Here is a 12,113-nt window from a genome sequence, read left to right on the forward strand (position 1 = left end):
TCTTGTGGGTATCGATGGCGACTGATGCTCGGGAAGGAGCACAGTGGGAATCGCCTTACTGCCGCAGGATCTTCGCCGCGCCACCGCCAGAGTCTTCTCACGCCTGCGCACCTCGCAGGGGCAAGCGGATCCGCTCCCCTTCTACGCCGAACTCGCCGCCCCAGGACCGGTCGGCCCCGCCCCCTGGGGTGGCCACCTCATCACCGGGTACGCCGAGTGCGACCAGGTCCTGCGCGACCGCGACTGGCTCGAACCCGACAGGTCCTGGCGTGAGAGGCAAGGCCAGGGCACCCGCTGGACGGCGCCCTCCGCGCAGGAGATGAGCCACACCCTGCCCACTCTCAACGGGCCTGAGCACAACCGAATACGCCGGGCGGCCGGCGGCTTCGACCGCACCGCCATCAGCCGCCTCGCCCCCGTGATCACATCGGCCACGGACCGTCTCCTGGACGCATTCCACGAGCAACTCCGCCACGGAGAGGCCGACTTCGCCACCCTGGTCGGCGAGGAACTGCCCATCGCCACGGTCGGCCACTGGCTCGGCCTGCCGCGCGCCGACTGGCCCCGGCTGCGCGAGCTCACCCACGACCAGGTGTTCACGCAGGAGCTCTTGCCCACGGCCAGCCAACTCGCCCGCTCGGACGCCGCCACCGTGGAGCTGCGGGCGTACTTCACCGACCTCGTGCGGGCTCGCCGCGCCCGCCCGGGCGACGACCCGGTCTCGCAGTGGATCCGTACCTGGGACACCCTCGAGATCGACCGTGACCAGGCCGACCACCAGGTGTACCACCTGGCCCGTTTCGTCCTGCTGGCCGCGCTGGAGACCACTGCGACCCTGCTGTCGCAAGCGGTCCTGCGCCTCGTCGAACACCCCGCGCACTGGGACGCGCTCACCGCCGACCCCGAACTGGCCCCGGGCGCCGTGGAGGAGAGCCTGCGCTACGACCCGCCCACCCACGTGATCAGCCGCGTCGCCGCCCACGACACCGTCCTGGCCGGCCACGGCATCCGCGAGGGCGAGATGGCCCACCTCCTGATCGGCGCGGCCCACCACGACCCGCACCGGCACCTGCACCCCGCCACCTACGACCCGCGGCGCACCCCCGGCCATCTCGCCTTCAGCGGCGGCGCCCACTACTGCCTGGGTGCCCCCATGGCCCGCCTCGAAGCACAGACCCTCATCACCCACCTCACGCGGCGCATCCCCCGCCTCACCCTCGTACGCCCGCCCACCTGGGCGCCCCGCGTCGCCTTCCGCCGCCTCCTGAATCTGGACCTCGCCCTCACATGACCGACCACCCCCAGCCCTCCGACGGTTACAAAACCCTCCGCATCGACCAGGACGGCCCCGTCCTGAACGCCCGGCTCCACGCCGGCCGCCCGGACGCCGTGCTCGACGTCGCCGCCATCGACGACCTCCTGAAACTGTTCGACAGGCTCACCGAGCGCACCGACGTGAAGGTCCTGGTCCTGTCCTCGCTGTCCGCGGACTTCTGCCTGGGCGCCGACCGCACCGAGTTCGCCGAGGCACGCAAAGCCGACCCGTCCGGTGCGGCCCTGCGCCGCATCGTCGACAAGGGCTACCGGCTGTGCCAGGCCCTGGAGGCCACCGATGCCATCACCATCGCGCGCCTCAACGGCCGGGTCACGGGCGCCGGCCTCGCGCTCATCTCCTACTGCGACCTTCGGGTCGGCGCCGACACCAGCCGCTACCGCATGCCCGAAGGAGTCCTCGGACTCCCGCCGGCCTGGGGCGGCGCCACCGGCCGCCTCATCACCGAGGTCGGGGTCTCGCGCATTCGCGAACTGATGCTCACCTGCCGGGAGTTCGATGCCACCACGGCGCACCGGATCGACCTCCTGCACGAATCCGTGCCCGAAGAAGACCTCGACCGCACGGTCACCGCCTGGACGCGCCTGCTCGGCCGCCGCTCACCCGAGTCCATGATCGCCGCCAAACGCATGCTGACCGGCTACGCCCGCGCCGGTCGCGCCGTCGACCTGGGCCCGCTCGACGCCAATCTCCTCACCGCACACCTGTAGCTCAGGACGAATTCGCAGGGCCCACCAGGAGCAGGGGCGGGGCTCCACACTCCGCCGGGTCCACCCAGTGAGAGTCTGCCGCGCACCACTCACCCGTGGCAGTCGGGCGTACCGCACGCGCCGTGGGCGGATCCCGGACGCGGTACGTCCAGCGTCGGGTTGCGGTCGAAGAAGCCGAACGGCTTGAGGGTGAAGCCGGTGCGGTCGACCGGCATGATCGGCCAGTCCTCGGGGCGGGGCGCGTGGGTGAGGCCGAAGGTGTGCCACAGCGTGAGGGGCTGTCCGTCGAGGTCGCGGTCGGCGGCGGCGTACGCGGGCAGGCCCGCCCCACCGGGGTGCTGGTTGACGAAGTCGCCCGCCGGGTAGCGCTCGGCGGCGTCGGAGCGGGTCACCCACAGATGCCTCGTGGCGAAAGCGGCGCGCGCGGCGACCGAGGACGCCGGGTCGGCGAGCAGGGTCGGCTTCCCCTCGGGGAACAGGGCGTAACCGACGGGCCTGCCGAGGTGGTTGAGGGATTCCGGGTTGGTGACGTGCCAGGTGCGGTCGGCGGCCGGGTCGGCGTCGCGCTGGGCCGCACGCTCGGTGAGCAGCGGGGTGCGGCGCAGGGTGAACGCGTTGCCGCGCGGGTTGTCCGGGCCGACCGGGACGCGCACGGCGTCGACCTCCTCGACGCGGTTGGTGACCCCGTCGACGGCCATGTCGAGGCGTGCGCAGAACAGGTGCTGATGGAAGGGCGCGCCGAGCCCCGGCGCGATCTCGGCCCGGAACCGCTCGTCGCCCTCGTACGCGGCGGTGAAGACGACGCCGGTTGCCTTGGCCTCGAAGGCGAGGGTGCCGTCGAGGTACAGGTACCAGTAGAAGCCGTAGTCGTAATTGCCGATGGTGGTGAAGAAGGAGAGCACCATGCGGCGCTGGCGGCGGGTCTCGGCGGAGCCCGCCCACAGGTCGGTGTGCTTCCACAGGATCCCGTCGTCCTCCTCGTGCAGACAGATCGCGTTGCGCAGGGTGCGCGGCCCGCCCTGCTCGTCGGCGATGACGGCGTCGAGGTACGTGATGTCGCCGACGCAGTCGCAGCCCAGTTCCAGGGCGTTGGCGCAGCGGCCGATCAGATACTCGCCGGTGTCGAAGTAGTTCTGCCAGGAGCGCACCGGGGACGGGTCGGCGTAGGGCACGACCATTTCGGCTATGGAGGCGCGGTGGAGGATCGGCCGGGTGCGTCCCGTGTCGCGGTCGGCGAAGGCGACACGGTGCAGGACGAGGCCCTCGCGGGCGTCGAAGCCGATGTCGAGCGACCAGTTCTCCCACGTCAGGCGGTGGCCGTCGAGGGTAAAGCTGGGGCCTTCGGGCTGGGTGATCTCGATGGGGCGCTGGGTGGTGCGCGCGGGTCCCGCGACCGCGGGGTCGTCGAAGTTGCCGGAGCCGGTGGGTACGGGGACGGGGCCGAGGTCGACGACCTGGTCGACGGTGCGGTGGGTGACATCGACGTAGCCGACGAGCCCGTCGACCGGGTGTGCCCAGGCGTGGTCCGCGCCGTGGTCCTGAACGAAGGCGAGGCCGCGCAGGATGCGCCGCCCGCTCTCCTGCGGGTACTCGTCGGCGTACACACCGGCGGACAGAGGTGCGACGCGCACCTTTTGGACGTCGAGGCCCCGGCTCTCCAGGGCGGCGAGCCACCGCTCATCCTTGGCGAGCAGCTCCTCTACGGCTCCGAACTCCTCTTCCAAAACGGGCAGTTGGCCATCCTTCACCGGGTCGACCTGCCGGTCCGACAGCACGCGCGCGTCCGTCAGGGACACCACCACGTCGTGGGCGGGCGCCCCGGCCGTGTCCTGAAGCAGGACCCGCACCCGGCGCCAGCCGTCCGCACCGGTCCCGCCGCCGAACAGCACTTCCTTCGCGGGTTCTTCGAGGCCCAGGTAGGCGAAACGGGTGGTGTCGGCGAGCAGGCCCGCGGCGCTCAGAATGTCCCGGGCCGCCCGGATCTCCTCGGCGGTCACCGGTGCGAGCGGATCGTGATCGTGCAGGTCACTCATGAGGCGCTCCCGAAGCGTTGCCCTACGTCCGTGTCACCGCGAACGTAGGCCGGTGGACTCGCGCCGGTGCGGCAGCGCGTGCACGCGAAGGCGCCAATGCGTGCACCCAGTGGTGTCCCGCGCCGCGCGCGAAGGGTCAAGGTCGCAGCATGCCGTCCCCGCCGGGAACGGTCCACCGAGCGACCTACGGAGTACGCACATGGACGATCGCCGCGACCACCTGTACATCGGCGGGGCATGGGTGCGCCCGAGCACCGGGCGGCGCCTGACATCGGTCGACCCGAGCACGGAACTGCCGCTCGGCTCGGTCCCAGAGGCGGTGGAGGCGGACGTCGACGCGGCGGTGGCCGCCGCGCGCGTCACCTTCGACTCCCCCGGCGGCTGGACGAGTTGGGAGCCGGAGCGGCGCGCCGAGGTGATGGAGCGGTTCGCCGCGGAGCTGGACGCGCGGGCACACGACATCGCGACACTGGTCAGCTCGCAGAACGGGATGCCGGTGAGCATCGCCCGCCAGCTGGAGGTCGGCTACCCGAGCACGGTGCTGCGCTACTACGCGGGCCTGGCCCGCGAGAGCACGTTCGGCGAGGTGCGCACGGGGCTGCTCGGCGGCCGGGTGGAAGTGCGCCGGCTGCCGGTGGGCGTCGTGGCGGCGATCGTGCCGTGGAACTATCCGCAGGTCCTGTCGATGTTCAAGATCGCACCCGCGATGGCGGCCGGCTGCACGCTCGTCCTCAAGCCGTCCCCGGAGACCGTCCTCGACTCCTTCCTGGTCGCCGAGGCGGCGCAGGCCGCGGGGGTGCCGGCGGGGGTGCTCAACATCGTGCCGGGAGGACGGGCGGCGGGCGCCCACCTGGTGGCCCACCCGGGCGTGGACAAGGTCGCGTTCACCGGCTCGACGGCCGCGGGCCGCGTCATCGGCGAGACCTGCGGGCGTCTGCTGCGGCCCGTGACACTGGAGTTGGGCGGCAAATCGGCCGGCATAGTCCTCGACGACGCCGACCTCGACCCGGCCGCCATCGGCCAGGACCTCGTCGCGGCCACCCTCACCAACAACGGCCAGACCTGCTTCCTCAGCACCCGCGTCCTCGCCCCGCGCGGCCGCTACGACGAGGTCGTCGACCTCATCACGGACCTGGCCCGCTCCCTCCCCGTCGGCAACGCCCTCGACGCGGCGACCCTCGTCGGCCCCCTGGTCAGCTCCGCGCAGCGCGAACGCGTCGAGGGACACGTGGCCAAGGGCCTCGCCGAGGGCGCCCGCCTCACCACGGGCGGCCGCCGCCCGGCCGGGCTCGACCGCGGCTGGTTCCTGGAGCCGACCGTCCTCGCCGACGTCGACAACTCCTGGACCGTCGCCCGCGAGGAGATCTTCGGCCCGGTCCTGTGCGTCATCCCCTACGAGGACGAGGAGGACGCCGTCCGCATCGCCAACGACTCCGACTTCGGCCTCGGCGGCACCGTGTGGACCGCCGACCCGGAACACGGCGCGGCCGTCGCCCACCGCATCCACACCGGCACGATCGGCGTGAACGGCTACCTCCCGGACCCGGTGGCCCCGTTCGGCGGCACGAAGTCCAGCGGCCTGGGCACTGAACTCGGCCCCGAGGGCCTGACGGCATACCTGCGCCACCAGAGCGTGTACGGATCGGGCTCCGCGTAGTCAAGCCCGCCAGCAATTGAGGCGCGGGGCCCGGGACTCGGGGCAGAGCCCCGCAATTCAAGCCCCCGACGATTGAGGCGCGGGACCTGGGGCGATCCCCGCAAATCAAGCCCCGCCGGCAAATGAGACGCGGGACCTGGGGCGAGCCCCGCAATTCAAGCCCCGCCGGCGATTGAGGCGCGGGGTCCGGGGCAGAGCCCCGGGGCGTAGGGACGGCCCACCGCCACGGGACCGGCAACCGCCACCCCGGGGTGACCGCCCCCAGGGGACCGTCACCGCATGAACAACCCCCCGTTCGCATCCCAACACGCCCCGGTCACCGCATCCGCATGCTCCGCAGCCAACAACACCACCATGTCGGCAATAAATTGCGGCCGCCCGAGCCGCCCCACCGGGATCTGCGCCTCGACCCGCGCCAGCTGCTCGGGCGCGACCGTCTCCCGCACGACCGGCAGATCCTGCGGACCCGGCGAGACGGCGTTGACGGTGACACCACGCGGGCCGAGGTCGCGGGCGAAGACCTTGGTCAGCGTGGCGACGCCCCCCTTGGACGCCGCGTAGTGCGCACCGGTCGCGGTGCCACCGTTCTGGCCCGCGAGCGAACCGAGGTTGACGATGCGTCCGTAGCCGCGCTCGGCGAAGTACGCGCCGAAAACCTGGCAGCCGAAGAAGGTGCCGTGCATGTTCGTCTCCACCACGGCGGCGAAGCTCTCCGGGGTGATGTCCATGAGCGACTCGACCTTGGAGTGCCCGGCGTTGTTCACGAGGACGTGCACGGCGCCCCAGCGTTCGACGAGTTGGTCGCGGACCCGCGCGAGGGCCTCCTTGTCACGGACGTCGAGCGCGAGGCCGACGGCGTTCTCGCCGGTGGGGTCGAGCTCCGCCGCGGCCTTGGCGGCGGCCGCCTCGTCCAGGTCGGTCAGGGCGACCCGGTACCCGTGGTCGTAGAAGCGCGCGGCGATGCAACCACCGAGGCCGCCGGCCGCCCCGGTGACCAGGACCACGCGGTGCGTGTCGTCCTCCCAGCGCTCCCCGACGCCCTGCGGGCTCACTTCGTCACGTCCGGCAGCGGGCGCCCGACGCGGGCCTCGATCTTCATGTACCGCCACAGGCCGTGCTCGCCGACCTGCACGGTACGGAAGAGGTTGCAGGCCGCGGCGACGGTCGGCTGGTCCACGACGTCGGCGAGGACATAGCTGGTCCAGGGCCAGGAGCCGGAGGGGCCGACCATGTGCTGGTCGTCGTCGATGGTGCCGATGACCTCAAGGCCCGGCAGCTCGTGCAGCTGGCGCAGCATGCTGGTGAAGCCGTCCCAGACCGCCTTGCCCTGCCCGGTCGGCAGGTCGAAGAAGTTCTGGTTGACGCCGATGCAGAACAGCACCCGCAGGGGCGCCTGGGGGGAAGTGGACATGTGGGTCACGCCTTTCGTGAACTCGTGAACGGGGTTGCTGACAAGGCCGGTTGAGGTTCAGAGGTAGCCGGGGAACGGGTCGACGCCCATGAGCACGGCCCCCGCCCCGTCGTACAGGCCCTCCTGAAGGAACGCGTGCTGCGGCACCACGGACGCGTCCCGCAGATAGCGCTGCATCGGGCTGCCGTCCGCGATGGCCCGGATGCCGGCGAGCTGGTAGGCGGTGCGGGCGACGTCGAAGGCGTCGTGCGCGAGGGTGGTCGAGGCGAGGCGCAGCAGGCTCGCCTGCTGGGCGCTGGCCGGGTCGCCGCTGAGCACGGTCTCCCACACCTCTTCGGTGATCTCGTAGAAGAAGGCGCGGGCCGAGCGCAGCCGGGCCTCGGCCCGCCCCACGGCGATCCGGTAGGCGGCGCGGTCCGCGGCGACCGGCCCTCCGGTGTAACTCGCGCGCCCGCCCTCCGTGATGACCTGGTCGAGCGCGGCCCGCGCCACGCCGAGTCCGACGACGGCGAGGACCTGCGCCGCGTACGGGACGGCCGGGTAGCGGTAGAGGGGTTCGTCGACGGTCGGCTCGTCGCCGCGGACGAAGGTCCACTCCTCGGGCACGACGACGCCGTCGACGGCGAGGTCGTGGCTGCCGGTGCCGCGCATCCCGATGACGTCCCAGTTCTCGACGATCTCGACGTCCTCGGGGCGCAGCACCGCGGTGCGCGGCCGGCCCGCCCGGTCCTCGCCCACCTTGATGCCGACGCCGAGGACGTCGGCGCCCTTGCAGCCGCTCGCGAACTTCCAGCGGCCCGACACCCGGTAGCCGCCGTCGACCGGTTCGGCGGGCTGGACGGGGAAGAGGCCGCCGGCGAAGGCGACGTCGGGCCCGTCCGCGTAGAGCCGTTCCTGGGTCTCCAGGGGCAGCGCCGCGAGATAGATCAGGGAGGAGCCGAAACTCGCGACCCAGCCGGCCGAGCCGTCGACGCGGGAGATCCGCTCGATCAGTCGCAGGAATTGGGCGGGCGGCAGCGGTTCGCCGCCGAAACGCCGCGGCGCGCTCGCCCGGTAGAGGCCCGCTTTCTTGAATTCGGCGATCATGTCGCGCGGTACGTGCCGCGCGTTCTCGAATTCCGCCCTGCGCTCGGCCACCAGGTCAAGAACGTGCTCGAAGGCTGCGTCGGTGGAGGTCGAGGGCGGATCCAGCGTCTGTGTCATGAGTAATTCCCCTGCCTGGGCTGCGAGTTGATCGCTCGAACTCGATGCACCCATAACGCTAGGCGGGAGATCGTGCGCCAACAATTGGGAATGGGTGGCGCCGCGTAGGGGATTTCCCTGATCGTTTACGCCGCCGGGCCGCGCAGCGGCAGCCGGAAGCGGAAGACGGTGCCGCGCGGGGAGTTCGGGCACGCCTCGATCTCGCCGCCGTGGCGGGTGATGATGCGGTGGCTCAGGGCGAGGCCGATGCCGTGGCCGTTGCCCTTCGAGGTGAACACCCCGTCGAAGATCCGCCCGTCCGATGACGCCGGCAGTCCGCCGCCGGTGTCGCGCACCTCGACCACCGCCCAGTCGCCGTCCCGGCGGGTGGCGATGGTGACGTGGCCCGGTTCGTCGGGCCAACGGGCCATCTCCTCCAGGGCGTTGAAGGCGAGGTTCATGACGACCTGCCCGATGAGCACCTTCTCGCAGCTGACCGGCAGGGCCTCGGCCGCGCTTTCCCAGCGCACGGCGACCTGGTGCGCCCTGGCCCGTACGTCGACGAAGTAGGCGCAGTCGGCCACGACGTCGCCCAGGTCGACGGCCCGTTTCGCGTCCTCCAGGCGCACCACGTAGGCGCGCAGGCTCGACAGGATCGTGGTGGCCCGCTCCAGTTGGCGTGCGGCGTGGTCGAGGCCCCAGCTCAGCGAGCCGGTCTGAGGGGTGTCGTCGATGCGGCCGAGGGCGCCGGCGACGAAGTTGTGGGCGGCCGCGATGGGCTGGCTGACCTCGTGGGCGATGGCCATCGCCATGTCGCCCATCGCGTTGTAGCGGGCCAGGTGGTTGAGGTACTGGGCGTCGCGCCGGTGCTCCTCCTCGGTGTGCACCGTGTCGGTGATGTCGTGGAAGAGCAGGAGCAGGCCCCGCAGGTCGTTCTCGATGTCGATGTACTGGCAGCGCGCCGCGAACCAGCGGTCGGGGCCGCCGCCCGCCCCCTCCGAGACCGAAAGGCGGTAGCGGGCGTCGGTGGGCCGGCCGCCGCGTGAGGTGTCCTTCAGTACGGCGCGCAGCACGGCGGTGGAATCCGCCGCGAGGAACTCCGCGAAGTCCGCGCCGAGCAACACGTCGGGGTCCCGGTCCAGCAGGATGCCCGCCGATTCGCCCGCGAAGACGATCCGGCCGTCGTCGTCGAGCACCACGATGCCCTCGTCGAGGTTGCGCAGGAACGCCTGGAGCCTGGCCTCGGTGCGGGTCAGATCGCGGCGGGTCGCCTTCTCCTCGGCGATGTCGCGGAACTGCACCATGACGACGGGCCCCACCGACAGCTCCACGCGCACCGCAAGGGCCTCGCTGAGGATGTCGGTGCCGGACTTCGACCGGTAGCACCACTCGATGCGGCTGCGGCCCTGGTCGGCGGCGCGCTGCAGCCAGGCGACACCGATGTGCCGCGCGTACTGCGCCGCGTTGGAGCTCATGTCGGGGGCCTTGAGCGGCTTGAGCTCATCGAGGGTGAAGCCGAGGGCGGTGCGCGCGGCCGGGTTGGCCCACAGGATGTCCTTGGTGGCGGCGTCGTGCACCAGGACGCAGCCGTCGATGGCCTCGAAGAGACGGGCCAGGTCGGGGCAGGCGAGGTCGGCGGTGGGGGGCATGGCGCGTCACACCTCCTCGGGGCGCAGGCCGCAGCGCATCATGTCGCCGATGAGGGCGCCGAGGGTGTCGGCGTCCGTCTTCTCGCGGATCCGCGCCCGGTGGGCGTCGACCGTCTTCAGGCTGATGCCGAGCTGCCGCGCGATCACCTTGCTCGGGACGCCCTCGACGACCTGGCGCAGGATCTCGCGTTCGCGCGGGCTGAGGTGGGTGATCCGCTCGCGCAGCGAGCGCTGCTCGGCGCGGCGCGCATAGCGTTCGCCGGCCACCCGCAGGGCGTTCTGCAGGATGTCGAGCAGCCGCTGGGGGTCGTAGGGCTTCTCCAGGAAGTCGACGGCCCCGGCTTTCAGGGCGCGCACCGACATGGGGATGTCGCCGTGCGCGGACACGAAGACGATGGGCAGCGCCGCGCCCCGGTCGTTGAGGAGTTCCTGTACGTGGAATCCGCCGATGCCCGGCATCCGTACGTCGAGGACGAGGCACGCCGGGCGGTCCGGGTCGAAGGCGTCGAGGAAAGCGTCGGCGTCGGTGAACCACTCCGTCTTGATGTGCACGGACTCCAGCAGCCACGCCAGGGAGAGGCACAACTGCTCGTCGTCGTCGAGCACGTAGACGAGGTCGGCCGCCGGCTCACCTGTCATGATTCCTCGCTTTCGTCATGTGTACGGACCTCCGGCCGCAGGCGGCCGAGGGCCGCTCCCCCGGCGAACACGGCGACCACGGTCAGTTCCAGGACCAGCGCCGTGCTCTCGGGCGCGGAGACCAGGGTGGTGAAGTTGCGCAGGGCCAGCACCGTCGCGCCGCACAGCAGGGCGATGGCGAGCAGCGGGGCGAGCATGGTGTGCCAGATCCTTTCATCGAGCCGGGTCCTGCGGAAGAACACGATCACGGACACCGAGGTGAGCAGGTACAGCAGCATCAGGGCGAGCACGCTGACACCGCCGCCCCAGGTCAGCAGCGTGAGGACCGGGTCGGCCCCGGCGAGCGCGAACGGCACGACGAGGACGGCCGCGAGCACCGTCTGCGTCAGGCTCGCCGCAAAGGGCGCCCCGTGCCGGTTGGTGCGGGCGAGCGCGCGGGGCAGCACCCCGCTCTCGCCCAGCGAGTGGAAGTAGCGGTTGATCCCGTTGTGGAAGGCGACGACGCCCGCGAGCAGCGAACTGGCCAGCAGGATCTGCGTGACATCACCGGCCCAGCCACCGAGTGTGTGCGTGAGCGGGGTCAGGACGACGGAGGTGGCATCGCCCGCGCGCAGCGCGTCGAGTGCGGCGCCCTGGACGCGGTCCGCTCCGTAGTAGCTCACGATCATCCAGGAGACGAGGGCGAAGAACAGCGAGATCACCGCGACCGACACATAGGTGGCCCGTGGCACCGTACGCGCGGGGTCCCGCGCCTCCTTCGCGTACAGGGCGGTCGACTCGAAGCCGAGGAGACAGCCGATCGCGAAGGTCAGCGCCACGCCGGGCGCGCCCGTGAAGAAGGCGGAGGGGGCGAAGGACCCGGCGATGTCGAGCCCGTGCGGGCCGCCGCCGGTGAAAAGTTCCCGGCCCGCGAACAGCAGCAGCACCGAGGTCTCGGCGACGACGAGGACGGCGAGCAGGCGCGCCCCGAGCTCGATGTTCAGGGAGCCGAGCGCCTGCACGAGGAGCATCGTGGCGAGCGTCCACGCCCACCACGGCAGGTCGAGCGAGAGGTAGCGCTGCGCGAGTCCCTGCACGACCACGCCGTACAGGCCGTAGAGCGCGGCCTGGGTCGCGCTGTAGCAGAGGATCGCCGTCTGGGAGGCGCCGACGCCGAGCGGCCGGCCGAGGCCGCGGGAGACGTAGGCGTAGAAGGCGCCCGCGTCCGTCACGTGCCGGCTCATCGCGATGAACCCGACGGCGAACAGGCCGACCATGACGCCGACCACGAGGTACACGGCGGGCGCGGCGCCGCCGTTGCCGAGGCCGAGCGGGATGGGCAGGGTGCCCGCGACGCCGGTCAGCGGCGCCTGCGCGGACAGCACGAAGAACACCATCCCGGCCACGCCCACGGCGCCCTTGCGCAGTCCGGTGCGCGGCTCGGGTGCTGCGTGCGGTCCTGCTTCCGGTGCTGCGGGCTGCTCGATCACGCGGTCTCCTCGCGGCCGGAGTTCGGTGGG

10 protein-coding genes are annotated in these 12,113 nt (G+C 71.8%); 3 read left to right on the top strand and 7 right to left on the bottom strand.

Annotation, left to right across the window (positions count from 1 at the left end):
* Positions 1–43: 43 nt before the first annotated feature.
* Both ACIA8D_RS26895 and ACIA8D_RS26900 read left to right on the top strand, forming a co-directional pair.
* A complete protein-coding gene (locus ACIA8D_RS26895) occupies positions 44–1,291 on the top strand; it encodes a cytochrome P450 (protein WP_399236141.1) in 1,248 nt (415 codons plus the stop codon).
* A complete protein-coding gene (locus tag ACIA8D_RS26900; RefSeq protein WP_399236143.1) occupies positions 1,288–2,043 on the top strand; it encodes an enoyl-CoA hydratase/isomerase family protein in 756 nt (251 codons plus the stop codon). Before ACIA8D_RS26895 ends, ACIA8D_RS26900 begins: the two co-directional genes overlap by 4 nt.
* Positions 2,044–2,132: 89 nt before the next feature.
* Here the strand turns inward: ACIA8D_RS26900 and ACIA8D_RS26905 are convergent, their stop codons facing one another.
* A complete protein-coding gene (locus ACIA8D_RS26905) occupies positions 2,133–4,076 on the bottom strand; it encodes a primary-amine oxidase (protein WP_399236145.1) in 1,944 nt (647 codons plus the stop codon).
* Between the two features lie 199 nt (positions 4,077–4,275).
* Here ACIA8D_RS26905 and ACIA8D_RS26910 point away from each other — a divergent pair, with 199 nt between their 5' ends.
* Positions 4,276–5,733, top strand: a complete 1,458-nt coding sequence (locus ACIA8D_RS26910; protein ID WP_399236147.1) for an aldehyde dehydrogenase — start codon at positions 4,276–4,278, stop codon at positions 5,731–5,733.
* Positions 5,734–6,005: 272 nt separating this feature from the next.
* Here the strand turns inward: ACIA8D_RS26910 and ACIA8D_RS26915 are convergent, their stop codons facing one another.
* The 6 genes from ACIA8D_RS26915 to ACIA8D_RS26940 all read right to left on the bottom strand — a co-directional run bounded on the left by ACIA8D_RS26915 (position 6,006) and on the right by ACIA8D_RS26940 (position 12,083).
* Positions 6,006–6,785: an SDR family NAD(P)-dependent oxidoreductase gene (locus ACIA8D_RS26915; RefSeq protein ID WP_399236149.1), complete on the bottom strand. Its 780-nt coding sequence runs from the start codon at positions 6,783–6,785 to the stop codon at positions 6,006–6,008.
* Entirely contained in the window at positions 6,782–7,144 is a 363-nt protein-coding gene (locus tag ACIA8D_RS26920; protein ID WP_399236151.1) for a hypothetical protein, read from the bottom strand. Before ACIA8D_RS26920 ends, ACIA8D_RS26915 begins: the two co-directional genes overlap by 4 nt.
* A 57-nt stretch (positions 7,145–7,201) precedes the next feature.
* Positions 7,202–8,347, bottom strand: a complete 1,146-nt coding sequence (locus ACIA8D_RS26925; RefSeq protein WP_399236152.1) for an acyl-CoA dehydrogenase family protein — start codon at positions 8,345–8,347, stop codon at positions 7,202–7,204.
* Positions 8,348–8,472: 125 nt separating this feature from the next.
* Positions 8,473–9,975 (bottom strand): ATP-binding protein, encoded by a 1,503-nt coding sequence (locus tag ACIA8D_RS26930; protein WP_399236154.1) that lies wholly within the window; start codon positions 9,973–9,975, stop codon positions 8,473–8,475.
* Between the two features lie 6 nt (positions 9,976–9,981).
* Entirely contained in the window at positions 9,982–10,614 is a 633-nt protein-coding gene (locus ACIA8D_RS26935; protein WP_399236156.1) for a response regulator transcription factor, read from the bottom strand.
* The gene (locus tag ACIA8D_RS26940; protein ID WP_399236158.1) at positions 10,611–12,083 is read right to left on the bottom strand and encodes an APC family permease; all 1,473 of its coding nucleotides are present in this window, start codon (positions 12,081–12,083) and stop codon (positions 10,611–10,613) included. The genes ACIA8D_RS26935 and ACIA8D_RS26940 overlap by 4 nt, the downstream gene beginning before the upstream one ends.
* Positions 12,084–12,113: the final 30 nt, after the last annotated feature.

Source organism: Streptomyces sp. NPDC051684, assembly GCF_044453445.1.
In the GTDB taxonomy this organism is placed as follows: Bacteria; Actinomycetota; Actinomycetes; order Streptomycetales; family Streptomycetaceae; genus Streptomyces.